This is a genomic window from Idiomarina sp. H2 (genome assembly GCF_004364275.1).
GTDB classification, from domain to species: Bacteria; Pseudomonadota; Gammaproteobacteria; order Enterobacterales; family Alteromonadaceae; genus Idiomarina; species Idiomarina loihiensis.
Map to the genome: position 1 here is coordinate 289,521 of NZ_SNZY01000004.1, position 23,490 is coordinate 313,010.

Consider the following 23,490-nt stretch of genomic DNA (forward strand, 5'->3'; position numbering starts at 1 on the left):
CTAATAGTGCAGAATAGGTTCGTTGCCGGCAGTGGTCAGGCCGGCAACGACGTTTTGTGCATAACTAGGGTGATTGGTAAAAATACCGTCGACTCCCATTGCGTGCAGTTCTTCAATGTCGTGCTGGCCATCCACAGTATAGACATAAACTTGTAAGCCCCGGCGATGACCATCTGCGACTAACTCAGGTGTCACAAAGTCGACAGCGAAATGAGCTGAGAAGGCTTTGAGTTCTTCAGCGAAGTAGCAATAACTCAAAGGGCAACTGGCACTTAACGCTCCAATTTTAATGCTGGGACGACGCTTTTTAAGGCGTTGTAACCAATGGTGGTTAAAAGACGAAACCAGCAGTTGCTCGGGCTTAAAATTCGAGTTCTGCAGAGCGTAATCAACGTCCAGTAATAGCTCCTTGGTCGGCACATCGCCTTTAAGCTCGATGTTGACATGACAATGTCCGTTAATATGAGCTAAAGCTTCTCGAAGCGTGGGTATAGACTGCTGACCGAAGACTTTCAGATGCCGAATTTGCTCTGCGGTTAAATCTTTTAATCTGCCCGGGGTGGCTGTCAGGCGTTCTAAATACCGGTCGTGAAAGACAAAACGCTCACCGTCAATGGCGTAAACATCCAGCTCTATGCCATGCACTCCGCTGTCCATTGCGCGCGAGAATGCGGCGAGCGTGTTTTCCGGAGCCTCATAACTGGCTCCTCGGTGAGCCCATAAAATCAATCGTCGCTCTCTTTTATTTCTGCCATGACTTCACCCATGCGGGTCACTGATTGAGGTTTAAGTTCATCGTCAAACTCAATGGCGTCTTTAGCAAAGGTCAACACAACGGTCGAGCCCAGTTTAAAGTGGCCCATTTCCTCACCTTTTTTAAGGTGTATAGCAGAGTGCCCCGAGGTTGGATATGACCAACTTTGAATACGCCCGCCGGTAGGAGGCGTTATGGTACCGGACCATACAGTACCGATACTGGCAACAATTGTAGCGCCAACCAATACCAATGACATGGGGCCAATTTCGGTATCAAAAATGGCAACTACGCGCTCATTTCGGGCAAAAAGGTTAGGGACATTAGCCGCCGTTAACGGGTTAACAGAGTATAAATCACCTGGCACATAAATCATTTTTTTCAGCACGCCGTCGCAGGGCATATGAATGCGATGGTAGTCTTTCGGCGCCAAATAAATAGTCGCGAATTTACCGTCAACAAAAGGTTTCGCGTCTTCTTCATTGCCTCCCAGTAATTCCTGTAACGAATAATCGTGGCCTTTGGCCTGAAAAATACGTCCGTTTTCAATGTCGCCCAATTGGCTGACAGCACCATCGACCGGATGAGCCAGTTCGCTTTCGCTGGCTTCTAAGGGTCTGAGCTCAGGTTTTAAATGGCGGGTAAAAAACGCATTAAAGGTTTTATAAGCTGTTGGCGACTCTTCAATGGCTTCACTCATATCAATTTTATACTGTCGGATAAACCAACGGATAAACAGCTGAGTAAACCATCCGGCACGCGCCGCAGCAAACTTTCCTATTAAGCGGGAAATTAAATGCTTAGGCATGACATGCTGGAAGAAGATTTTGACTTTATCGGTCTTAGCCACAGTTATTTACCTCGAATTGCCCGACTGGGCTTTTGTGTTTTCATAGTCTCAATAATGCGATGATAATTAGAAAGACGCCAGTCATGCAATTGATTGTTGCTGACAGCTTCCTGTAATGCACAACCCGGGTCGTCTGCATGTTTGCAGTCACGGAATTTACAGCCGCCTAAATAGTCGCGGAAGTCCACATAGCAACGAGCTATTCGTTCGGGTTCCAGATGCCACAATGAAAACTCCCGAATTCCGGGAGAGTCAATCAGTGCGCCGCCTTGCTTTAAATCATACCAAGTAGCAACCGTGGTTGTGTGCTGTCCTAATCCTGAATTATCGGACACGAAATTTGTCTCGGCGTTCACCTCAGGTAATAGTTGATTGACCAGCGAGGATTTACCCACCCCGGACTGCCCAACCACAATAGAAATACTGTCTTTCAGCATGTCCTGCAGGGCATCCAGACCATCCTGAGTCGCACTGCTGACGTTAAGGACTTTATAGCCAATACTCTCGTAGTCTTTTAAGCGCTGCTGGATATGGTTGCGCTCTTCTTCGTCTATTTCCGGCAGTAAATCGGCTTTATTCAGGACAATAACCGGTTCTATGCCAATGTCTTCGCAAGCGACTAAGTAGCGATCGATAATCGGGGAGGAGAAGCTCGGCAATACGCTAGAGATAATAAATATCTGGTCAATATTAGCGGCAACCGGTTTAAGACCGTCGTAGTAGTCGGGACGAGAAAGCAAGCTGTCGCGTTCCTGAACGGCAACCACAACACCCTGCATTCCTTGTTGCTCAACCGAAGATCTGGACCATAAAACACTGTCGCCACAGACCAGGCTACTGATAACTCTGCGAATATGGCAGCGATAGGTGTTTCCCTGCTCGTCACGGATATCGGCATGTTGGCCGAAGCGGCTTATAACGCGACCGGGTTCCGGTGCATTAAGCTGGCTGTCAGTCCACTCTATATCGGTGTTTTTCAGTCGCTTTTTCTGATTGACTGATACTTGCCGTTGCTGACCTTTGTTAAGACGTCTGCGTTTTACCAAGCCCGTTAACCTGTTGTCGTGCTAGAAATGACGCTATCATACAACAAATTGTATTGAGAGAGCAGGGTAATGACCGAGGACAATAAGAAACAACGCTTAATTTGGATTGACCTTGAAATGACAGGTCTGGAGCCTGATGAAAATCACATTATTGAAGTGGCTACCATAGTCACCGATGCCGAGTTAAACACTCTGGCCGAAGGGCCTGTTATTGCGGTTCATCAGCCACAAAAGTACCTGGACAGAATGGACGACTGGAACGTAAAAACGCACACCGGCTCCGGTCTCGTTGAGCGGGTAAAGGAGAGTCAGCACGACGAGCGTAAAGCGGCTGCAGAGACCATTGAGTTTTTAAAGCATTACATTGACGCTGGCGTATCGCCAATGTGCGGTAACAGTATCTGTCAGGATCGCCGTTTTCTGGCAAAGCATATGCCTGAACTGGAAGCTTTTTTCCATTACCGGAACTTAGACGTCAGCACATTAAAAGAGCTGGCCAAACGCTGGAACCCGGAAGTTGCTAATAGCTTTAAAAAGTCAGGTGCGCATGAGGCTTTAGCGGATATTCGCGAGTCTATTGCAGAATTACAGCACTATCGAGAGCATTTTTTCAGCAAATAAACCAATTGCGGCGTGAAAACTATTGACCTTATCGGTGGTATCAGTAGAATACACGCCGCACTGACGAAGCGGGAATAGCTCAGCTGGTAGAGCACAACCTTGCCAAGGTTGGGGTCGCGAGTTCGAATCTCGTTTCCCGCTCCAACGTCAGTCTTTCCAGAAATACTGCAATAAGTACCAATACGCGGGAATAGCTCAGCTGGTAGAGCACAACCTTGCCAAGGTTGGGGTCGCGAGTTCGAATCTCGTTTCCCGCTCCAAGTTTTAATCGCTAGTACGTTTAAATTGAATTTAATACGCACCAGCGACAAGGTGTTCTGAACCTTCGTTTACTAACTCTTCTTCGAACTATCTACAAACATAGCAATAGCGCCATCACCTGTAATATTACAGGCGGTACCGAAGCTGTCTTGTGCCATGTACAAGGCTATCATTAAGGCGATAGCGGTTTCGCCGAAGCCCAGCATTGAACCTAATAAGCCAACCGCTGACATAACGGCGCCGCCGGGCACACCTGGTGCGGCTAACATGACAATGCCAAGCATTAAAATAAACGGCAGCATGGTAAAGAAACCGGGAATGGCCAGCGAATTATGCAGCACCATAACCGCGACCGCACAGCTGACAATGGTAATTGTGGAGCCGGCTAAGTGAACGGTAGCGCAAAGTGGCACGGTAAAGTTGGCTACGTCGTTATCGACTTTGTTTTTACGCACGCTTTGCAGGGTGACCGGAATAGTCGCGGCACTGGACATAGTACCTAACGCGGTGAAATAGGCTGGCAGCATATTTTTGATTAAAAACAGTGGCGAACGACCGGTTTTTATGCCCGCCATAATGTACATAGAGGTGATGTAAACCCAGTGCAGGGCAACGGCAAGTATGAGAATGACACCAAATGTTTTCAGGGTATTAAACACCGTGCCGGCAACGGCCATTTCTGTAAAGATACCGGCAATATACAGCGGCAGTAATGGAATAATAACTTTAACCAGTAGCAGCTCGATAATGTCGCGGCCTTGCTCCGACAGTTTTTTCAAACTTTCTGCTTTAGTACTGGCAATGCCCAGCCCGAATATGAAGGCTAAAACCAGGGCTGACATGACTTCCATAAGTGGTGGAACTGACAGCTCAATAAAGGGTTCTATAGTAGCTTTGGCTTCGGTAGAAACACTTTGAGCATCGGTGGTCAGCCAGGGCACGACAAGGCTGGCGGCGAAAAACGCAACAATACCCGCGATGACGGTAGAGGCATAAGCAATACCTAAGGTTTTCCCCAGCATTTTTCCGGAGTTGCTTGGTAAGCTGGCAATACCGCTGGTAATGAAGAATAAAATAAGTAATGGGATGGTAAAGAATAACAACTGACCGAACAGAGCTTTAAAGGTCAATAACAGTTGGCTGACCCACTCGGGCAGGTATAGCCCAATGAGAATACCTGCGACAATACCCGCAACTAGCTTAAGAATTAATCCCATAATACTCGACTCTTTTTATGAATGTTTTTACGAATGGAGGCCTGCTGTTTTAGGCGCTATCTAAGCCTTAGCTAATTAAAGCAAGCCTTTTAAATGCGCAACCACGCTGCGGCCTAAAGCGCTGAGATTATACCCGCCTTCGAGCGTAGATACGATACGGCCGTCGCAATGTTTATCGGCAATTTCTTTAAGCTTGAGGCTTATCCAGTGGTAGTCTTCTTCTTTCAGTAAGAACTGCGACATGTCGTCTTCGGCGTGGCCGTCAAAGCCTGCAGAAATCAGCATGAGTTGTGGTGCAAAGTCATCTAACGCCTTAAACCACTGTTGGCTAACGGCTTCTTGCCATTGTGGGCCTTTGCATCCTGCCGGTAAGGGCACATTATGGATATTACTGGCACTGGTGTCTTCACCGGTAAAGGGGTAGAACGCCTGCTGAAAGGAAGAGCAAAATAAAATACGCTCATCGTTCTGAACAATGTCTTCTGTTCCATTGCCGTGGTGCACGTCAAAGTCGACAATGGCAACGCGTTCAAGCCCGTGCGTTTCCAGAGCATGGTAAGCGGCAATAGCAACATTATTGAACAGGCAGAAGCCCATCGCTTTGTCGCGGGTGGCGTGGTGTCCGGGCGGGCGCACGGCACAAAAGGCCTGCTTGTTGTAAGTGGTCAGTACATCATCCACTGCATTGATGGCGGCTCCGGCAGCCTTCAGGGCGGCGGCTTTACTGCCTGCGGTTATTAAGGTGTCCGGATCAATCCACTCGTGGTCGTACTCCGGAATTTGCGCGAAAACAAAATCGACATGCTCTTTGGTATGGGCTCTGTAAATAGCCTCAAGTGGCGCGTCGGAAGCGTCTTTTCTTACCAGAACAAAGTCCATTCCGGAGCGGATCAACTGGTCGTTAATGGCCGCTATGCGAGCCGGGCACTCTGGGTGTTGTTCATCCGGAATATGCTCCAGGCAATCTGAATGACTAAAGACAACGATAGACATAGCTAGTCTGCATCCTCGTTCAGCTCGAGTTTCAGCAGCACTTCTCCGGGCTCTTCACTGGGTAGGCGCTTAAAGCCTCCGCGCTCGAACACGCTGAGCATGGGCTTATTAGCTGCCAGAACATAGGCCTGCATACTGTCCAGCTTGCGCTCTTTGGCAATACGGATCATTTCATCCAGTAACATGCCCGCCATGCCCCGCCCCTGATACTTCTCACGGGTAACAAAAGCCACTTCACAGCTATTTTGAGACTCAATGAAGTAGTAACGCCCTACGGCCTGAATTTGAACCGCTGAGCCCTTCTGGCGAACAATACAAAGGGCCAGGTCTCTGGACTGATCAACGCTGACCAAGTTACAGGATTTTTCCCGGGTCATGTTGGTGGGCACTGCGTTGTATCGTAACTGCAGAGTTTCTTTGGTATGAGAGTAGAAAAACTCCTGCAATCGTCGTTCGTCTGATGGATAGAGAGGTCTTAAGTCGAAAGACTCATTATTAATTTTTAGCTTTTTAAAGCCGATGTCACCAAGTTCAGGCACATCGACAGGGGTTTGTTGCTGATAGTTGGGCACCCAGTAGTGTTTGCGTACTTCCTGTAACAGATGGCTACGGAATTTAGGGTGGGCAACACGAATCAGCTCTAATGCGCGTTCGCGGATACTTTTTCCGCGCAGCGACGCCACCCCAAATTCGGTTACGACATAATGCACGTGCCCTCGCGTGGTGACCACTCCGGCTCCTTCACGAATAAAAGGCACAATGCGCGATACTTTGCCGTCTTCGGTGGTTGACGGCAGAGCAATGACGGGCTTACCCCCCTTACTTAAGGAAGCGCCACGACTGAAGTCAACTTGCCCGCCAATACCGCTATAAAACTGATGTCCTATGGAGTCGGAAACAATCTGTCCGGTTAAGTCCACTTCAATGGCGCTATTAATAGCCACGAGTTTGTCGTTGCGGGCGACATTGGCCGGTGAGTTAACGTACTCACTAGGGTAAAAGCCAACGTGGGGGTTGTGATCAACAAAGTCATACAGAGCTTTAGAACCCATACAAAAACTGGTGACGATTTTGTTCGGGTGAAAGGTTTTTTTACGATTGTTGATGACCCCTTTGAGCATAAGGTGCATAACATCGTCAGTGATAAGCTCACTGTGAATGCCAAGATCTTTGTGATTGCTCAGGTAACGCAGTGCCGCCGCGCAAATGGTACCCACACCAATTTGCAGAGTAGCGCCATTTTCAACCAGCAAAGCAATGTACTGGCCTATACGTTCAATGATTTTATTGTTTTCCAGGCTTGGCGGCGGCAGCTCCGGTAGTGGCGCCGCATGTTCCCAAAAATGGTGAATCTGATTCGTGTGCAGAAACGACTGTCCATAGGTAACCGGCATATTAGGGTTAACCTGCGCTATTACCGTATTGGCAGACTTAGCTGCCGCGGCAACCACATCAACCGACACGCCCATAGAATGGTAGCCGTACTTGTCGGCGGGGCTGACCATAATTAAGGCCGCATCCAGCGGCAGAATTCCGTTACTGAATAAATTAGGAATGTCAGAAATAAAGCTGGGAGTGTAATCTGCGCGTCCTTCGTTAACCGCAGTTCGTACTGTATCCCCACCAATAAAAAAGGTGTTTACCTTAAAGAGTTGTTGATACTGAGGGCCTGCCCATTTGTTATCAGACAGCGTCATTAACTGCACAATTTCAATATCGTGCAGGTTTTTCGAATTTTCTATCAGGTCATCAATAAGGGCCGTAGGCACCGCCGCGTGAGAACCTATAAAGATCCTCTGCCCGGATTTCAGTATTTTTGACCAGTCTAATTTTGTCTTTGTCATAGCACTGTTTTACCGCAGTGAGGTGCTTTGTGCAATCCTCTAAAGTGAGATAGACTCAGCGGTTAAATTACCGTCAAACGGACATGCTTCCCATGCAAAATAAAAACAATAAATGGGTTAATCAAAAAATTAAATTTTCTGTTGTCTCCGGGGCACAGGAATACTTATGTTGAAACTGTCTAACTTTGGCCCAGGCGCTCTGGTCGCTGCGGCTTTTATTGGTCCGGGTACGGTAGTTACTGCTTCATTAGCTGGAGCTAATTTTGGTTATGCATTGTTGTGGGCATTGCTGTTTTCCGTTGTCGCCTGTGTCATTTTGCAGGAAATGTCTGCCCGTATTGGGTTAGTCACTCAAGCTGGTCTGGGCGAGAATATTCGTAATAATTTAACCTCTGGCTGGCTTAGGTGGATGGCGCTGTTGCTCATTTTTAGTGCTATAGCTATTGGCAATAGTGTCTATCAGGGTGGCAACCTTTCCGGGGCAAGCCTGGGTGCAAGCGAACTGCTTGGACCGGTACCTGTACTTGATGTCTGGCTGAGTAATGCCTGGGCGCTTATCATTGGTATTATTGCGCTATTGATACTCTGGTCCGGGAATGCGCGGGTGATAGAGCGAGCTCTTATCGTTATGGTGCTGCTAATGAGCGTGGCTTTTATCGGTACGTTTTTATTAACAGACCCTGACTGGGGGGCGGTATTCAATGGTACTTTTGGTTTTTCCATGCCTACCGGAGCGACTTTAACAGTTGTGGCTTTAATTGGCACAACTGTGGTTCCTTATAATATATTCCTGCACGCATCCAGTGTTTCAAAAAAGTGGAAAACAGCAGAAGAATTGCCAGCCGCGCGGCGTGATCTTTTCCTCTCTATTCCTTTTGGCGGCCTTATTTCTATGGCCATTGTGGCTACAGCTGCTTCGGCCTTTTTTGGTCAGCAAGTTGAGATAGAGAGTGCTGGCGATTTGGCTGAATCTTTAAGACCATTGTTTGGAGACGGAGCCACTTATTTAATGGCAATAGGGTTGTTTGCGGCGGGTATTTCGTCGGCAACAACCGCGCCTTTAGCCAGTGCTTATGCGCTTTGTGGAATTATGGGCTGGTCGGTTAATTTACGCAGCAGAGCTTTTCGGATTATCTGGTTCACGATTCTGGTAATTGGCATTATTATTTCTAGCGTTGGTATTAAGCCCGTAACTGTTATCTGGTTTGCACAGGTGGCTAATGGCATCTTGTTGCCCATAATAGTCGGATTTCTCTGGTGGCTTTGTCAAAGCCCTCTGTTGGGGAAATATCGCAACTCACTGCTGCAAAATATTTTAGCCGCAATTATTTTTCTGATTTCTGTAGTGCTGAGTGGCAGAAGTCTTGGTTCCGCTTTTGGGTTTTGGTAGGTAAAAGCTACGTCCCTGTAGCTTTATTTTAATTTGAGGTTACTCGCTGGCGGCACCAACAAACTCAAGTTCTTGCGGTTCGCTGGACGCTTCAATACTGACATTTTCAGCAAATAAGAAATTAATTTCGTCATCGGCTTCAGGGTCGTCGTCACCGTTACAGGTTAGCGCGGCGGTGTAGTCTCCTGCGGCAATAAACCCAAGCGAAAAGTCGTAGGTATTAACCCCATCAAAGTAAACCGCTGTGCTGGCATATGGCGTATTTTCTTCCGAACCGCCGTTATCAGCCAGAGTTGCTTCGTCAAGATCACTACCTTCGTATAGATAGACGTAAGCTACTGGCTCATCTGTGTTTTCCGGTGCCACGGTGCAAGTGTCGTTAAACAGCAGCGCACCCTCAGCTACGGTTCCTTTCAGGTGTCCGACTGCAGAATTATCAACTAAACGAACGCCTCTGGGTTTAAGAATATAGTGGCTTTGGCCTACCGGATTTGTCATTGAGTTGCGTAAGTCAAACTCGACAGTAAAGTTAAGGTTGCCACCGGCATCGGCAATAAAGCCGTCTAGTTTAAGTTCATTAGAAGGGACTTGAATACTCACCTTCTCGGCTTCGCCGTCACCATTTGTGTCGGTCATAATGTATGAGCCATCCGCCATAACCAGTCTTAGTTGACCGTATTGTCCGGCTGCTATTTCAGCATCTTCCAGAAACATCATTGAATCGTTGCCGGTGAATTCTAATAAGTTAATACCTATGGTGTTGGCTATGGGCTGGCCTTCCTCATTAGTACAAAGATCATTTTCTTCAGGAGCCTCGATATCTTCACCAACTGTGAAAGTCCGCGGAGAGCTGCCATTTCCCGTAAGCTCAATGGCATTAAAGCAGGCGACAACAGATTCTGCATTGTCGACAGGGGCGTCACTGATACCTAAAGAGAACTGAGCGACATCGTTAGTGTCATTACTATCTGATCCTCCGCATGCAGCCAGACCTAATGTAGCGGTAGCCAGAGTTGTTAACATTAACTTATTCATAGTGCTCTTCCTTTTACTCGCGAAATAATTTGAAACAAAGTGACATATTTGATTACGTGAGGCTAATTTATAGATGCTGTAAAAATTTGTTAAAAGGCATTTTACAAAAATTTTCATTGACAAAATTCTGAGTTAGCTCTATATCGTCTTTGTCGTATACAACGACAGACTTTTGTTCGGTTTTTAGTCTGTAGGAAGGGCTTACCCATGACCAAGATGACCCGTGAATCACTGTTAAAGAAACCGTTTAACGATTTCCGCAACTATCCTTATGGCTTTTCACGCTCCGGCGACTTTTCAATTCGTGAAAGCGATGCATTGACTCATTATGGTTGTTTGATTACAGCCATGCTGAACGGTGAATTTAAGCCGACGTTAAAAGAAGACATTGAATTACTGGCCGCGTGCAAAGGTGAGCAAGCTCCGGTAAGTACTGTAGAAAAGGTTTGGGCCAAGTATCAGGCACGAATTCATCGCCCTAAAGTTGCCAGTATGTATGGTCGGGGTAAATTTGCTGATGACACTTTCAGTTCAGCCTCGGACACCGAAGATGACCTTATTGTTGAGGACTGATTTGGCGTAAACGTCTGGGTTTTTGGCGGTGGCACATGTAGCAACGGCTGCCGTCAGATTGTTTCGCTTCTTTTTTGGCTTCACTGGCCAGCAGTGCGACATCGTGATGCGATAAACACTCGGAAGGATCAGGCTGAACAACTCCTATAGCAAGGCCCAGTAAAGGGTAAAAAACCGGCGTACCGTTTCGGGATAACGCTTTTATGCCTCCTAAATCAATGTGTTCCTGATGATAAAAGCGGGTAATATCCTGCTCAAAGTCTCTGATAATTTTATTACATTGCTCTTCGGTTTGTTCTTTATCTATGTCTTTGAAAATGGCCACAAAGTCGTCCCCGCCAATGTGGCCAATGAAATGACCATGCCTGAATAGTTGCTTTTGCAGTATCTGCGCCAGCCATTTGATAATTTGATCGCCTTGTTCGTACCCATAAATGTCGTTATAGGGCTTGAAATGGTTCAGATCAAAGTAGGCGACGTGAAATGATCGCACTCGGGAAAGTTGCTCTTCAATAATTTGGTTAATGGCAACGTTGCCCGGCAGTTGGGTTAGGGGGTTAGCATGTCGTGCATTGTTAACTTTTAATTCGGTGATTCTGCGTAATAGGTTTTTAATGGATGCCACACCGTAGTAAACATCGCTTTTAGTCACAATAATGTGCTGATAAATATCGACTTCGTCGTTATCGGTAATAAGCTGGCTCACCTCTTCCAGCGACGTTTGCCAGTCAACGGAAAGAGGGTGTTCGTCCATTATGTATGAAACCGGTTTGTTGGCATAAAGCGCATGACCGTAGGAACCGGAAAAGAACTCCATAATTTTTTCTCTGCGAATAATTCCGGCGACTTTCTTCTCATGAATAACGGGCAGTGAAGATAAGGTTTTGTCTTGTGTAAAGGTATCTAGTACTTCAGATGAGCGCGTATGAGCTGATACGCAATGAATGGTATCAACCACACTGGCGATAGTACTTTGGTAGTTTAATGCAACATGATGATGCGGTAACAGTAGTGAGGACGGAACCTCCAACACCGGATAAGGCGCGGGCCTGCCAAGCAGGAACCCCTGACAATAATTAACTCCCATAGCTTGCAGTTGCTCAAGCTCATCTGGCGTTTCAATGCCTTCCACGACAACTTTTGTGCGCAGACTGGTGGCTAGCGATAAGATACTTTGTACAAATTCTCTTTTTACAGAGGACTTTTCAATAGAATGAATAAAGTATCGATCAATTTTCACATAGTCAGGACGCAATTCTGACCAGAGCTTAAGGCCTGAGTAACCGGCTCCTAAATCATCAATTGCTATCATAAACCCCAGTTTTTGATAGTGAATAATGGCGTGTTTTAAGTTCTTGGTGTCTTCAATTGGATAGCGCTCTGAAATTTCGATAACGATTTGTTCCGGCGCTATGCCGAATTGCTGAGACAAGCGTAACGTTGAGCCATGAGGGTGGCTGTCGTCCTGCAACACGTTAGGGTTTACGTTAAGAAACAGCTTTCCCTGCATAGCGTTTTTTTGAAACGCTTCCATAGCTGCCGAGCGACAGGCTAGTTCCAGTTCAGACAGTAACTGTGCCTGGCTGGCGAGAGAAAATAGGCGATCCGGGAATTCAAGTGGATGTCCTTTAGGCCCGCGAATAAGAGCTTCGTGGCCAATAACAATTCCACGGGAAGTGTCCATAACGGGCTGGAATAGAGGATAAAGCTGTTTGTCCTGAATAAGGCTAAGCAGCTCTTTAGTTAAATCAGACCCTGACATGGAACCCCCTGTTACAGCACAACATAAAAGCTTAGTTTTATTTTATGACAGTGCTATGACAGGAGGTAAGTATTTAGCCTTCGCGTTTTATTGCGCGGTGAGCGATATCAGTACGGTAATAGACGTTATTCCAGCTCACTTGATCAACCAGTTGATATGCTAGTTTTTGTGCTTCTGTAACAGTGTCACCCAAAGCCGTACAACACAAAACTCGACCACCACTAGTGACCACTTTACCGTTATCCATTTTAGTACCGGCGTGGAATACTTTCTGGTTTTCAGGTGCGTGATCCGGCAAACCGTGAATGACGTCACCTTTTGCATAGCTTTCAGGGTATCCGCCAGCGGCCATAACCACACCAACTGCGGCACGCTCGTCAAAGTCGATAGGCGCCTGGTTGAGTTTGCCCTCAATTGCCTGGAGGCAAAGTTCGACCAGATCAGACTTCAGCCGCATCATAATGGGCTGAGTTTCCGGGTCACCAAAGCGACAGTTGTATTCCAGGACTTTGGAGGTGCCGTCTTCGGCTATCATTAAACCCGCGTATAGGAAGCCTTTGTAAGGCGCACCTTCTGCAGCCATTCCGTCCACTGTAGGCTTAATGACATGACGCATAACCCAGTCATGGATGGCCGGAGAAACGACCGGAGCCGGAGAGTAGGCGCCCATACCACCAGTATTTGGGCCTTTGTCGCCGTTGTCGCGAGCCTTATGGTCCTGGCTTGAGGCAAAAGGTATGGCATGTTTACCGTCAACCATTACGATAAAGGAGGCTTCCTCGCCACGTAAAAACTCTTCGATAACCACGCGGTGACCGGCATCACCAAAACGGTTACCGGCCAGCATGTCGTCAATAGCGGCATCTGCCTGTTCCTGACTTTCGGCAATAATAACGCCTTTGCCAGCGGCCAGTCCGTCGGCCTTAATGACAATAGGAAGACCCTTTTCAGCGACATAAGCTTTAGCAGGCTCAACTTCGGTAAAGTTTTGGTAGTCGGCGGTGGGTATGCTGTGACGCTGCAAAAAGTCTTTGCTGAAGGCTTTAGAGCCTTCTAACTGTGCAGCCTTTGCGGTTGGGCCAAAGGCTGCCAGTCCGGCTTCGTTAAAGCGATCAACAATACCGGCAACGAGCGGTGCTTCAGGGCCAACGATAGTCAGTTCAATGTCTTCGCTTTTAGCAAAGTTGAGCAAACTCTCAATGTCCTCAGCACCAATAGCAACATTCGTCAGGTTTGGCTCACGCTCTGTACCTGCATTACCGGGTGCGACATAAACGCAGTCAACTTGGTTTGATTGTGCTGCTTTCCACGCCAGAGCGTGTTCACGGCCTCCGCCGCCAACGACCAATACTTTCATAAGGTTAGCTTTGTCCTGTTAGTCTGTAACGGGTTTGCGAAACTTCAGGGTGAAACGATCGCTTTCACCAATGGCTTCATATTTTTCTTTATCTTCATCACCCAGAGTTAGGGTTGGAGGTAAAGTCCATACGCCTTTAGGGTGGTCGGCTGTATCTTTCGGGTTTGCGTTGATTTCGGCACTGGCGACAAACTCAAAGCCTGCTTGCTCGGCTAAGTCTATGACCCAGCTTTCTTTTACATAACCCGAATCTTTGAATGCTTCAGCCTCTTTCGACTCAGGCAGACGGTGGTCAACGATACCCAGCATGCCATTGGGTTTTAGTGTTTGATAAAACTGACGGAATGCCTGCACTACGCCTTCTTCACCTTCTTGCATATACCAGTTATGAAGGTTGCGGAAAGTGATAACTCTATCGGCACTTCTTGCCGGTGCAATTTCGCTATCAGAACCCGGGGCAAATTCAGTTAAATTGACATTCCCATAAACCGGGTTGGTGGTTAATTTTTCTTTGAATTTTTCCAGTGAACGCTGGTAATAATCGCTTCCTGAATCTTCAGGAAAATGTGCAGCGTAAAGCTGTCCTTCTTCGGCAAGGTAAGGTGCCAGTATTTCAGTGTACCAACCGCCGCCCGGCCAAATTTCAACGACCGTCATATTTGGCTCTAATTCGAAGAACTCTAACGTTTCTTGGGGATGGCGGAACTCGTCACGAGCCTGATACTTGTCAGTACGTGATTCATGGTCAACAGCAGCTTGCAAAGAGTCGGCTTCAGGAGCCGGCGAGCAGGCGCCAAGGACGCTTGCTAGTGCAATGGCGGAAACAGAAGTTATTATTTTTTTCATACTATCACCTGTAGAGTTGAGAACTAGCCTATAAGACTAGCCCCCAAACGTTACTGACGCAATGCTGTACTTATCAGCAGAGGTGCTTAGTGACGGAAATGTCTCATGCCGGTAAAGACCATCGCGATGCCGTGTTCATTGGCGGCAGCAATGATTTCTTCATCGCGAATGGAACCGCCTGGCTGAATAATAGCGGTGATGCCTGCTTCAGCTGCTGCATCTATACCATCGCGGAACGGGAAGAAAGCATCCGACGCCATGACCGAACCTGGTACGCTGAGGTTTTCATCAGCGGCTTTAATACCAGCGATTTTGGCACTATAAACCCGGCTCATCTGGCCTGCACCAACACCGACGGTCATACCGTCTTTGGCATAAACAATGGCATTAGACTTAACAAACTTAGCCACTTTCCAGCAAAACAATAAGTCGGTCATTTGCGCATCTGTTGGCTGTTTTTCCGTAACCACTTTTAGGTCATCCTGAATGAAGTCCTGGTTATCCGTGTCCTGTACTAATAAGCCACCGTTGACGCGCTTATAATCCAGCTGTTCAACCGTATCTGACCATTCACCGCATTCCAGTAAGCGAACGTTCTTTTTGCCGGCAACAGCTGTCTTGGCGCTTTCACTGACGCTCGGAGCGATAATAACTTCCACAAACTGACGCTCAACAATAGCGGTTGCGGTTGCTTCATCCAGCTCGCGGTTAAAAGCAATAATGCCACCAAATGCGGAAGTTGGGTCGGTTTTAAAGGCGCGGTCATAAGCGTCGGAAATAGATTCACCTATTGCAACACCGCAAGGGTTTGCGTGCTTAACAATAACGCAGGCTGGTTCAACAAAGCTTTTTACGCACTCAAGTGCCGCGTCTGTATCGGCAATATTGTTAAAGGACAACGCTTTGCCCTGAATTTGAGTCGCGCTGGAAACTGTCCCTTTTGGTGCATTGCGCTCTGCGTAAAATGCCGCTGCCTGATGTGAGTTCTCGCCGTAGCGTAGGTCCTGCTTTTTTGATACCTGCAGGTTCAACGTGCGCGCAAAATCGTTTTCGCTCAGCTGCTTGCCGAGGTAATTTGCAATCATGCCATCATATTGAGCGGTGTGCTCAAATGCTGCTACTGCTAAGTCAAAGCGAGTGCTGTGGCTGACCCCATTTTGCTCATTGAGCTCAGCGAGCACGCGCTGGTAGTCACTGGCATTCACAACAATAGTCACGTCTTTGTGGTTTTTCGCTGCTGCACGAACCATAGTTGGACCGCCAATATCAATATTCTCAATAGCGTCTTCCAGAGAGCAACCTTCTTTGGCAACCGTTTCAGCAAAGGGATACAGGTTCACGACAACCATATCGATAGGCGTGATGTTTTGCTCCTGCATAACACCCTGGTCGACATCGCGGCGACCTAAAATACCGCCATGAACCTTAGGGTGCAGTGTCTTTACCCGCCCGCCCATAATCTCTTCCTGACCGGTATGTTCAGAAACATCAATAACGGCAATGCCTGAGTCACGGAGTAGTTTGGCTGTACCGCCAGTAGAGAGAATTTCAATGTTCTTTTGAGCCAAAGCTTGAGCGAATTCAACAATACCGGTTTTATCAGAAACACTGATTAAAGCGCGTTGGATTGGACGGGTTTCCATTGTTTTGCCTTTCTATACTGAGTTAACTTACGGGGAGGTTAATAAAAAAAGGGCGCCAAAAGGCGCCCAAAAAACTTCTTAATTCATGCCGTATTTTTTCAGCTTCTTGCGTAAGGTGCCGCGGTTAATGCCTAACATGGTTGCGGCGCGGGTTTGATTACCCCGGGTGTAAGTCATGACTTCTTCCAGTAACGGTGCTTCTACTTCAGATAGCACCAACTCGTAAAGTTCTTCAGGATCCTGACCATCAAGCTGACGCAGAAAACTGTTCAATGCTTGTTTTACGGAATCACGCAATGGCTTTGGCTGTGCGTTATTGCCGATAGTGGTTAGGGGAGATACGTTCTCACGACTAGGGTTTTGATCAAACATAATGCGCTTATCTCTTCTCTACAGTGACAAAATAATCTTCAAGTGCCTTAAGTTGCTCGCTGGCATCCTCAAGACGATTAAATGTTTGCCTGAATTCATCATTGCTGGCTTGTTCTTTTAAATACCAACCAACGTGTTTTCGGGCGATTCTGACACCCTGGTAACTGCCGTAAAATTCGTGCAGTTTGCCAACGTGATGAATAACGGTCTCAGCCACTTCGGTTAAGGACGGCGGGCTTAGCTCCTGTCCTGTTTCAAGAAAATGAGCAATTTCTCTAAACAGCCAGGGGTTACCCTGCGCGCCGCGACCAATCATAATGGCGTCGGCTCCGGTGTACTCTAAAACCTGTTGAGCCTGCAGTGGTGTACGGATATCGCCGTTAGCCACTACCGGGATAGAAACAGCCTTCTTAATTGCCTTAATGGTGTCGTATTCGGCAATGCCTTTGTACATGCAGGCACGAGTACGACCATGAATGGCAAGAGACTGAATACCGCAACGTTCTGCCAGCTGCGCTATATCAATACCGTTTCTGTGTTCGGGATCCCAACCGGTTCTGGTTTTCAGTGTTACCGGAACCTCAACAGCTGCAACCACAGCTGTTAATATCTCTTCTACTAACTCGGGATGTTGCATAAGCGCCGAGCCAGCCATCTTCTTATTTACCTTTTTCGCCGGGCAGCCCATATTTATGTCAATAATCTGCGCACCCATACTCACATTCACGCGCGCTGCTTCGGCCATTAATGTCGGTTCCGAGCCCGCTATCTGCACAGCACGAATGCCCAGCTCTCCCGAATGATCCATGCGTTGCCTGGATTTATCGGTCTGCCATACCTTAGGGTTACTGGACAGCATCTCTGATACTGTAAGCCCGGCCCCCGTGCTGTAACACAGCTGACGGAACGGCCGATCAGTAACTCCAGCCATGGGAGCTAATATGACCTGATTGTCGAGTTGATATGGACCAATCCGCATCGGTTAAAAACTACTCAGCGAAAGGGTGAGGAATTTTAGGGAATTTGCGCAATAAAGAAAAGGCTATTTATTACGCAATTTGAGTCTTTTTTTCATTTTTTACTATTGACAAAGCGTACGCTTGTTAACCAACGCGGGTGCCGCTGAGCATTGCCCAGTCGCCGTCTATAGTCGGGGTGTCGAATTTAATGTACGGTTGGTAAGCCTCAATAACCCCTTCTATTTGCCGTTCCAGTATACCGGATAAAACCAGTTGCCCTCCCGGGGCCACAAATCCGAGTATGGTATCAGCAAGCTCTCGTAAAGGTCCGGCAAGGACATTGGCTAGCACCAGGTCAACCTGTGTTTCAGGTTGTTGGCTTGGCAGGTACAGACTAAACTTATTACCCACTTGGTTACGTTCGGCGTTATCTTTAGTAGCAACCAGAGCCTGTTGGTCAATATCAATACCAATGACGTGTTCAGCATCAAATAGCAACGCGGCAATGCCTAGTATTCCTGAGCCACAACCGAAATCCACAACGGCTTTTCCGGTTGGTGGGTTGGCGTCTATCCAGCGCAGACACATAGCGGTTGTTGGGTGCGTTCCGGTACCAAAAGCCATGCCGGGGTCGAGCAAAATATTAACGGCTTCAGGTTTTGGTATTTCCCGCCAGCTAGGGCAAATCCATAGGTTCTCGCCAAACTGAATAGGGTGGAAGTTATCCATCCATTCGCGTTCCCAATCTTTGTCTTCCAGTGCATCGACTTTGTACTGCAAATCGCTGCCGAAAATGTTCGACTGTTTCAGGTTGGCAATAATCGCTTTGATGTCCGCGTCGGCGTCAAATAAGCCCGTGGCTAGAGTGTGTTCCCACAATATAACGTCGCCGGGGCGGGGTTCAAAAATGGGCGTGTCGGCGCCGTCGCGGTAAGTTACCGCCTGAGCGCCGTTAGCCATGAGCATGTCACCCACTTGGGGCGCACGCTCTTCACTACAGGAAAGGGTGAGTTGTATCCAGGGCATTAATTAATGCCCGCCTATACCAAGTTTTTTCTCAAGGTAGTGAATATTGGTGCCACCGTGCTGGAAGTTTTCATCTGCCATAATTGATTTTTGCAGAGGAATATTGGTTTTAATGTCTTCGATGATCAATTCATTTAAGGCATTACGCATACGGGCAATAGCAATATCACGGTTTTCGCCGTAAGTAATCAGCTTACCTATCATCGAGTCATAGTTCGGCGGTACTTTGTAATCCGCGTAAACGTGTGAGTCCCAACGCACACCAAAGCCACCCGGCGAGTGGAAACGGGTGATAGTGCCCGGTGACGGTGTAAAGGTCTCAGGGTCTTCGGCGTTAATCCGGCATTCAATGGCATGACCACGAATGACAACATCTTCCTGGCTGACCGAAAGCTGGCGACCGGCTGCAATGCGCAGCTGCTCTTTAATCAAGTCGATACCTGTGACCATCTCGGTAACCGGATGCTCAACCTGAATACGGGTGTTCATTTCAATGAAATAGAATTCACCATTTTCGTACAAGAATTCAAATGTACCAGCGCCACGGTAGCCAAGCTCTACACAAGCTTTGGCACAACGCTCACCAATAAATTTACGCATTTCAGGGGTGATACCCGGCGCAGGTGCCTCTTCAACCACTTTCTGGTGGCGGCGCTGCATCGAGCAGTCACGTTCACCTAAATGAATGGCATTGCCTTGTCCATCGGCCAGAACCTGAATCTCCACATGGCGAGGGTTTTCAAGGAATTTTTCCATATAGACAACAGGGTTACCGAAGGCTGCGCGAGCTTCGTTCTGAGTCATAGTGATAGAGCTGAGTAACTCGCTCTCCTCGCGCACAACCCGCATACCACGACCACCGCCGCCGCCTGCTGCTTTAATAATAATGGGGTAACCAATGCGCTTAGCAAGTTTCTTGTTACGCTCGTCGTCGTCATCCAAAGGACCATCCGACCCCGGAACGCAAGGAACGCCGGTTTTCTTCATTGCCTTAATGGCTGATACTTTGTCGCCCATAAGACGGATAAGATCCGGCGTTGGTCCAACAAAAATGAAGCCAGATTGTTCGACTTGTTCAGCAAAATCGGCGTTTTCGGCCAGAAAGCCGTAACCCGGGTGAATAGCTGCTGCATCCGTAATTTCAGCGGCGCTGATAATACGGGGAATGTTCAGGTAGCTCTCGTTCGCTGGCGCTTTACCTATGCAAATTGCTTCGTCTGCAAGTAAAACGTGTTTAAGGTTTCTATCAACCGTTGAATGAACTGCCACTGTTTTAATGCCGAGCTCTTTACAGGCTCGCAGTATGCGCAGTGCAATTTCGCCACGGTTGGCAATGACCACTTTATCTAACATGACAAATACCTGCGGTTACTTTATTCGATGATAAACAGTGGCTGATCAAATTCAACCGGCTCTTCGTTATCTACTAAAATCTGTTTAACGACACCGGATTTGTCTGCTTCAATCTGGTTCATCATTTTCATTGCTTCAATAATGCACAGTGTTTCGCCGGCATTAACGCGAGAGCCAACAGTAACGAAAGGCTTTGCATCAGGAGATGGAGCTTCGTAGAAGGTTCCAACCATAGGAGAGCGAACAACGTGGCCGCTAATTTCTTCACTGGCTGGTTCAGCCGCTGGCTGGCTTGCCGGAGCTGATTGTGGCGCTTGCTGAGGGGCGTGTTGCGGTTGTGGCGCGTATTGCATCGGTGCAGGCTGCGCACTGTAACGATTAATCCGAACTGACTCTTCGCCCTCGGTAATTTCCAGTTCTGCTACGCCAGATTCTTCAACGAGCTCGATCAGTTTCTTAATTTTTCGGATATCCATGCTAACGTCTACCTTTAGTTATCTGTGTTGTTCAATGTAGTTAAAGCTGCTTGTAATGCGTATTCATAACCACGGGCTCCAAGCCCGCAGATAACACCGTCAGCCACGTCCGCCAAATACGAATGGTGGCGGAAGCTCTCACGGCGATAAATATTGGAAAGGTGCACTTCAATAAAAGGGATTTTCACAGCCAATAACGCATCGCGTAATGCCACGCTGGTGTGTGCGTAGGCTGCCGGATTAATCACGATATAATCTACGGAGTCTTTGGCGGCTTGCTGGATCCAGTCAATTAACTGGTGTTCAGCATTGGACTGACGGAAATCTAGTGCTGTTGCGTGTTGTTTAGCAATGGCTCCCAGCGAATCAGCGATATCATCCAGGCTTTGCTTACCATAAAGCTCTGGTTCACGCTGCCCCAGTAAATTTAGATTCGGGCCATTGAGCACTAATATTTTAAAACGTTCTGCCATTGTGCCGCCATTTGCTGTGAAGTTACGGAAACTATTAAAAGTGACCACAACTTTCAGTTTGGGTTCCTATAACAACAGTATTATAGGGAAAAAAAGCAAGATTGCAGCACTTTACTGGTCTTATCAGAGCATTTAGGCACAAGTTTACTCGGAAACTATCTTTTCCAGATGCTTTTTGAAATCCTCAGCGTTCATATAACCGGTAACCCGGTATTCAGGGCGTTCGTTGCCTTCAGGGTCAAAGAACAGAATGGTGGGTAGCCCCAGCACCTTGTAGCGACTCAGAATCTCAACGTCTTGCGCGTTATTGCGGGTAACATCGGCCTGAATGAGTTTAAACTCCTGAAACTGCGCCTGAACCTGCTCATCTGAAAAGGTGTACTGCTCGAATTCCTTGCAGGCCACGCACCAGTCCGCATAAAGGTCTAGCATTACCCATCGGTCACTTTCTGCTACTTGTTGTTGTATGTCGCTGACATTACTAACAACAGTAAAAAGGCCGTGACTTTTTTGTTCCAGTTGCGCTTTATTAACCTGCCAGTAACTGCCTGTAGTAGCCGCCGCTGCTAAGAGTACAATAGTGATAACTTTCGTGGTGATCCGAAGCGGCTGGCTTATCGAAACAGCCAGAGATACGGCGGCGAGAATAAAGTAAAAAATCCACAGCCACATGCTAATACTGGTCGGAATAAGGCGCTCAATTAAGAATAAGGTAACTGCCAATAACAGCCAACCGAAGAACTGCTTAACCACGTTCATCCACGCGCCGGCTTTGGGCAGAAGCTTGCCGCCACTTAAGCCGAATAGAATAAGCGGCACGCCCATACCCAGGCTTAATGCGTAAAGAATAGCGACGCCGCTTACCATATCGCCCGATTGCGCAATAAAGAGTAACGCCCCTGACAAGGGAGCTGTGGTACAGGGCGATGCTACCAGGCCGGAAATAGCGCCGATAATAAAGACGCCAACGACATTGCCTCCGCTTTGCTGGCCGCTAAAGCTTTGCAGTTTTGACTGCCAGCTAATAGGAAGCTGCAGCGTATAAGCTCCGAACATACTCAAAGCAAAAAGAGCGAACAACGCTGCCAGAACGATTAACACCACCGGATGCTGAAAGTAAGCCTGATACTGCATACCCGCTGATGCCACAACCAGGCCTAATAAAGAATAGGTAATGGCCATACCCTGAACGTATATAAAGGAAAGCCAAAGTGTGTTTTTCCAGTTACGTTCACGGTTGCCCAGCACAACGCCGGATAAAATGGGGTACATAGGAAACACGCAGGGGGTAAAAGCTAAGCCAATACCCAAAGCAAAAAAGAGTAACAATGTAATGATTAAATGCTGTTCACCTATACCGAACAGGCTGCTGTCGGTGTTTGGCGGTGCGGTGGTGGAGCTTGTCTCACTATTACTGGAGAGTTTAATCTGCTTTTCGGTGGGCGGGTAACACAGCCCCGCATCTGCGCAGCCCTGATACTGAACGGTAATGGTGTTGCCGGAAAATTCCGGGTTAAGGGTAAAAGACCACTCAACGTAGTCGCGATACACAATCGATTCACCAAAAAACTCATCGCTGTGAGACTCGCCTTGCGGGAGTTCGGGTTCTGCTGCTAATGCATTTTCGGGAACCACCTTAAAGCGGTGTTGATACAAATAGTACTCGGGAGCGACAACCCAACTAACCGTCACTTTGCTGTCATTAACTTCGCTGTCGAAATCAAAAGCCTGGTCTACCGATAAAAACTGATTGTTCTGCTGGAATGGATTCGACTGCACACTATGTGCTGGCGCAACGACGGCAAAAACCAGAGTTAAGGCTGCGAGACATGTGATGAATCTTTGTATCATTTAACTGAGTCCTGTATCCACGTCAGATAATCGGGTAAACCATCTTCAATATTGATGCTTATTAATTCTGGAGAATCGTAAGGGTGAATAGCACTGATGGTATTTTTTATGTCACTGAAACGTTCCGCAGTCGATTTTATCAGTAAAAGCCACTCCTGGTCTTCATGCAATTCGCCCTGCCAGGAGTAAATAGAGGTCATATTAGGCACTATGTTGACGCAGGCCACGAGCTTTTTTTCGAGCAGAGAACGAGCCAGCTGTTTAGCCGAGTCAGAACTGTCTGTGGTGCATAAAATCAATTGTGGTTGCTGAGTCATAGAACCTCCCTATAGTGCCTGTCAGTTTTGCAAATTAGCATAAAAATTTTTGGGCTTCCCCCTTGATAACAAAAATTCCTCCCCCATTTAATGTGCACACACATTTTTATCCGCCCCTTAGGGGTATTAACCACTAACAACAATAGGTTGAGGAGTTATCAACAATGAAACTTCGTCCTTTACACGATCGAGTCATTATTAAGCGCACCGAAGTCGAAGCGAAATCGGCTGGTGGCATTGTTCTGACTGGTTCTGCGGCAGAAAAATCTACTCGCGGTGAAATCGTAGCAGTAGGCAAAGGCCGCATTCTGGATAACGGTGAGGTACGTGCACTAGACGTAAAAGCTGGTGACAAAGTGCTGTTCAATGAAGGCTACGGTGTTAAAACCGAGAAAATTGACGGTGAAGAGTACTTAATCATGAGCGAAAGCGACATTCTGGCTGTTGAAGAATAAGACGTCAGAAACGCTT

The 23,490-nt window shown here is 47.5% G+C and carries 23 protein-coding genes and 2 tRNA genes; 6 read left to right on the forward strand and 19 right to left on the reverse strand.

Features of this window, described 5'->3' with window-relative positions; translation table 11 throughout:
- The 3 genes from DET62_RS07355 to rsgA are packed head-to-tail and all read right to left on the reverse strand — an operon-like array spanning window position 1 to window position 2,650.
- Window positions 1-729, reverse strand: a complete 729-nt coding sequence (locus DET62_RS07355; protein ID WP_110013392.1) for a glycerophosphodiester phosphodiesterase — start codon at window positions 727-729, stop codon at window positions 1-3.
- The gene (gene asd / locus DET62_RS07360; protein ID WP_110013391.1) at window positions 726-1,604 is read right to left on the reverse strand and encodes an archaetidylserine decarboxylase; all 879 of its coding nucleotides are present in this window, start codon (window positions 1,602-1,604) and stop codon (window positions 726-728) included. The genes DET62_RS07355 and asd overlap by 4 nt, the downstream gene beginning before the upstream one ends.
- 2 nt (window positions 1,605-1,606) lie before the next feature.
- Window positions 1,607-2,650 (reverse strand): small ribosomal subunit biogenesis GTPase RsgA, encoded by a 1,044-nt coding sequence (gene rsgA / locus DET62_RS07365; protein WP_110013390.1) that lies wholly within the window; start codon window positions 2,648-2,650, stop codon window positions 1,607-1,609.
- Between the two features lie 69 nt (window positions 2,651-2,719).
- On the opposite strand from rsgA, the gene orn reads away from it, so the two are divergent.
- The 3 genes from orn to DET62_RS07380 all read left to right on the forward strand — a co-directional run bounded on the left by orn (window position 2,720) and on the right by DET62_RS07380 (window position 3,531).
- Complete coding sequence (gene orn / locus DET62_RS07370) at window positions 2,720-3,271, forward strand: oligoribonuclease (protein WP_110013389.1); 552 nt, start codon at window positions 2,720-2,722, stop codon at window positions 3,269-3,271.
- Between the two features lie 68 nt (window positions 3,272-3,339).
- Window positions 3,340-3,415, forward strand: a tRNA-Gly gene (locus DET62_RS07375).
- Between the two features lie 40 nt (window positions 3,416-3,455).
- Window positions 3,456-3,531, forward strand: a tRNA-Gly gene (locus tag DET62_RS07380).
- A 72-nt stretch (window positions 3,532-3,603) separates the two neighbouring features.
- On the opposite strand, the gene DET62_RS07385 is transcribed toward DET62_RS07380, so the two are convergent.
- From DET62_RS07385 to DET62_RS07395, 3 genes are all read right to left on the reverse strand, one after another.
- On the reverse strand, window positions 3,604-4,749 hold the full coding sequence (locus DET62_RS07385) for a dicarboxylate/amino acid:cation symporter (RefSeq protein ID WP_110013388.1): 1,146 nt from the start codon (window positions 4,747-4,749) through the stop codon (window positions 3,604-3,606).
- Window positions 4,750-4,824: 75 nt separating this feature from the next.
- A complete protein-coding gene (locus tag DET62_RS07390; protein WP_110013387.1) occupies window positions 4,825-5,742 on the reverse strand; it encodes a histone deacetylase family protein in 918 nt (305 codons plus the stop codon).
- A gap of 2 nt (window positions 5,743-5,744) precedes the next feature.
- Window positions 5,745-7,586 carry a GNAT family N-acetyltransferase gene (locus DET62_RS07395; protein ID WP_011235523.1) on the reverse strand — a complete coding sequence of 614 codons (1,842 nt, stop codon included), beginning with the start codon at window positions 7,584-7,586 and terminating at the stop codon, window positions 5,745-5,747.
- Between the two features lie 166 nt (window positions 7,587-7,752).
- Between DET62_RS07395 and DET62_RS07400 the strand changes: the two genes are divergently transcribed.
- Complete coding sequence (locus tag DET62_RS07400; RefSeq protein WP_110013386.1) at window positions 7,753-8,976, forward strand: Nramp family divalent metal transporter; 1,224 nt, start codon at window positions 7,753-7,755, stop codon at window positions 8,974-8,976.
- A 39-nt stretch (window positions 8,977-9,015) separates the two neighbouring features.
- Here DET62_RS07400 and DET62_RS07405 read toward each other — a convergent pair whose 3' ends face one another.
- A complete protein-coding gene (locus DET62_RS07405; protein WP_110013385.1) occupies window positions 9,016-10,011 on the reverse strand; it encodes a DUF4382 domain-containing protein in 996 nt (331 codons plus the stop codon).
- 207 nt (window positions 10,012-10,218) lie between these two features.
- On the opposite strand from DET62_RS07405, the gene DET62_RS07410 reads away from it, so the two are divergent.
- On the forward strand, window positions 10,219-10,584 hold the full coding sequence (locus tag DET62_RS07410; RefSeq protein WP_011235520.1) for a DUF413 domain-containing protein: 366 nt from the start codon (window positions 10,219-10,221) through the stop codon (window positions 10,582-10,584).
- Here DET62_RS07410 and DET62_RS07415 read toward each other — a convergent pair.
- From DET62_RS07415 to cutA, 12 genes are all read right to left on the reverse strand, one after another.
- Window positions 10,568-12,346, reverse strand: coding sequence for a bifunctional diguanylate cyclase/phosphodiesterase (locus DET62_RS07415; protein WP_110013384.1), 1,779 nt, complete (start codon window positions 12,344-12,346; stop codon window positions 10,568-10,570). The genes DET62_RS07410 and DET62_RS07415 overlap by 17 nt on opposite strands.
- A 73-nt stretch (window positions 12,347-12,419) precedes the next feature.
- On the reverse strand, window positions 12,420-13,703 hold the full coding sequence (gene purD / locus DET62_RS07420; protein ID WP_110013383.1) for a phosphoribosylamine--glycine ligase: 1,284 nt from the start codon (window positions 13,701-13,703) through the stop codon (window positions 12,420-12,422).
- A gap of 18 nt (window positions 13,704-13,721) precedes the next feature.
- The gene (locus tag DET62_RS07425; RefSeq protein ID WP_110013382.1) at window positions 13,722-14,549 is read right to left on the reverse strand and encodes a class I SAM-dependent methyltransferase; all 828 of its coding nucleotides are present in this window, start codon (window positions 14,547-14,549) and stop codon (window positions 13,722-13,724) included.
- 86 nt (window positions 14,550-14,635) lie between these two features.
- Entirely contained in the window at window positions 14,636-16,192 is a 1,557-nt protein-coding gene (gene purH / locus DET62_RS07430) for a bifunctional phosphoribosylaminoimidazolecarboxamide formyltransferase/IMP cyclohydrolase (protein ID WP_110013381.1), read from the reverse strand.
- A 78-nt stretch (window positions 16,193-16,270) separates the two neighbouring features.
- Window positions 16,271-16,564 carry a DNA-binding transcriptional regulator Fis gene (fis, locus tag DET62_RS07435; RefSeq protein WP_011235515.1) on the reverse strand — a complete coding sequence of 98 codons (294 nt, stop codon included), beginning with the start codon at window positions 16,562-16,564 and terminating at the stop codon, window positions 16,271-16,273.
- 7 nt (window positions 16,565-16,571) lie between these two features.
- Entirely contained in the window at window positions 16,572-17,543 is a 972-nt protein-coding gene (gene dusB, locus DET62_RS07440) for a tRNA dihydrouridine synthase DusB (RefSeq protein ID WP_110013380.1), read from the reverse strand.
- 124 nt (window positions 17,544-17,667) lie between these two features.
- Window positions 17,668-18,549, reverse strand: a complete 882-nt coding sequence (gene prmA, locus DET62_RS07445; protein ID WP_110013379.1) for a 50S ribosomal protein L11 methyltransferase — start codon at window positions 18,547-18,549, stop codon at window positions 17,668-17,670.
- Window positions 18,550-18,552: 3 nt separating this feature from the next.
- Complete coding sequence (accC, locus tag DET62_RS07450) at window positions 18,553-19,902, reverse strand: acetyl-CoA carboxylase biotin carboxylase subunit (RefSeq protein WP_011235512.1); 1,350 nt, start codon at window positions 19,900-19,902, stop codon at window positions 18,553-18,555.
- Window positions 19,903-19,922: 20 nt separating this feature from the next.
- Window positions 19,923-20,378 carry an acetyl-CoA carboxylase biotin carboxyl carrier protein gene (gene accB / locus DET62_RS07455; RefSeq protein ID WP_011235511.1) on the reverse strand — a complete coding sequence of 152 codons (456 nt, stop codon included), beginning with the start codon at window positions 20,376-20,378 and terminating at the stop codon, window positions 19,923-19,925.
- Between the two features lie 14 nt (window positions 20,379-20,392).
- On the reverse strand, window positions 20,393-20,851 hold the full coding sequence (gene aroQ / locus DET62_RS07460; RefSeq protein ID WP_011235510.1) for a type II 3-dehydroquinate dehydratase: 459 nt from the start codon (window positions 20,849-20,851) through the stop codon (window positions 20,393-20,395).
- Between the two features lie 144 nt (window positions 20,852-20,995).
- Window positions 20,996-22,702, reverse strand: coding sequence for a protein-disulfide reductase DsbD (locus DET62_RS07465; protein WP_110013378.1), 1,707 nt, complete (start codon window positions 22,700-22,702; stop codon window positions 20,996-20,998).
- A complete protein-coding gene (gene cutA / locus DET62_RS07470; RefSeq protein WP_110013377.1) occupies window positions 22,699-23,019 on the reverse strand; it encodes a divalent-cation tolerance protein CutA in 321 nt (106 codons plus the stop codon). The genes DET62_RS07465 and cutA overlap by 4 nt, the downstream gene beginning before the upstream one ends.
- A 164-nt stretch (window positions 23,020-23,183) precedes the next feature.
- Between cutA and DET62_RS07475 the strand changes: the two genes are divergently transcribed.
- Entirely contained in the window at window positions 23,184-23,474 is a 291-nt protein-coding gene (locus tag DET62_RS07475; RefSeq protein ID WP_011235507.1) for a co-chaperone GroES, read from the forward strand.
- Window positions 23,475-23,490: the final 16 nt, after the last annotated feature.

Excerpts from the sequence above, each read along its gene's own strand:
- aroQ (WP_011235510.1), bottom strand. The coding sequence starts at position 20,851 with ATGGCAGAACGTTTTAAAATATTAGTGCTCAATGGCCCGAATCTAAAT.
- dusB (WP_110013380.1), bottom strand. The coding sequence starts at position 17,543 with ATGCGGATTGGTCCATATCAACTCGACAATCAGGTCATATTAGCTCCC.
- DET62_RS07465 (WP_110013378.1), bottom strand. The coding sequence starts at position 22,702 with ATGATACAAAGATTCATCACATGTCTCGCAGCCTTAACTCTGGTTTTT.
- DET62_RS07425 (WP_110013382.1), bottom strand. The coding sequence starts at position 14,549 with ATGAAAAAAATAATAACTTCTGTTTCCGCCATTGCACTAGCAAGCGTC.
- cutA (WP_110013377.1), bottom strand. The coding sequence starts at position 23,019 with ATGACTCAGCAACCACAATTGATTTTATGCACCACAGACAGTTCTGAC.
- DET62_RS07385 (WP_110013388.1), bottom strand. The coding sequence starts at position 4,749 with ATGGGATTAATTCTTAAGCTAGTTGCGGGTATTGTCGCAGGTATTCTC.
- DET62_RS07390 (WP_110013387.1), bottom strand. The coding sequence starts at position 5,742 with ATGTCTATCGTTGTCTTTAGTCATTCAGATTGCCTGGAGCATATTCCG.
- prmA (WP_110013379.1), bottom strand. The coding sequence starts at position 18,549 with ATGCCCTGGATACAACTCACCCTTTCCTGTAGTGAAGAGCGTGCGCCC.
- DET62_RS07475 (WP_011235507.1), top strand. The coding sequence starts at position 23,184 with ATGAAACTTCGTCCTTTACACGATCGAGTCATTATTAAGCGCACCGAA.
- fis (WP_011235515.1), bottom strand. The coding sequence starts at position 16,564 with ATGTTTGATCAAAACCCTAGTCGTGAGAACGTATCTCCCCTAACCACT.
- DET62_RS07395 (WP_011235523.1), bottom strand. The coding sequence starts at position 7,586 with ATGACAAAGACAAAATTAGACTGGTCAAAAATACTGAAATCCGGGCAG.
- DET62_RS07400 (WP_110013386.1), top strand. The coding sequence starts at position 7,753 with ATGTTGAAACTGTCTAACTTTGGCCCAGGCGCTCTGGTCGCTGCGGCT.
- purD (WP_110013383.1), bottom strand. The coding sequence starts at position 13,703 with ATGAAAGTATTGGTCGTTGGCGGCGGAGGCCGTGAACACGCTCTGGCG.
- orn (WP_110013389.1), top strand. The coding sequence starts at position 2,720 with ATGACCGAGGACAATAAGAAACAACGCTTAATTTGGATTGACCTTGAA.
- DET62_RS07415 (WP_110013384.1), bottom strand. The coding sequence starts at position 12,346 with ATGTCAGGGTCTGATTTAACTAAAGAGCTGCTTAGCCTTATTCAGGAC.
- accC (WP_011235512.1), bottom strand. The coding sequence starts at position 19,902 with ATGTTAGATAAAGTGGTCATTGCCAACCGTGGCGAAATTGCACTGCGC.
- DET62_RS07410 (WP_011235520.1), top strand. The coding sequence starts at position 10,219 with ATGACCAAGATGACCCGTGAATCACTGTTAAAGAAACCGTTTAACGAT.
- purH (WP_110013381.1), bottom strand. The coding sequence starts at position 16,192 with ATGGAAACCCGTCCAATCCAACGCGCTTTAATCAGTGTTTCTGATAAA.
- DET62_RS07405 (WP_110013385.1), bottom strand. The coding sequence starts at position 10,011 with ATGAATAAGTTAATGTTAACAACTCTGGCTACCGCTACATTAGGTCTG.
- accB (WP_011235511.1), bottom strand. The coding sequence starts at position 20,378 with ATGGATATCCGAAAAATTAAGAAACTGATCGAGCTCGTTGAAGAATCT.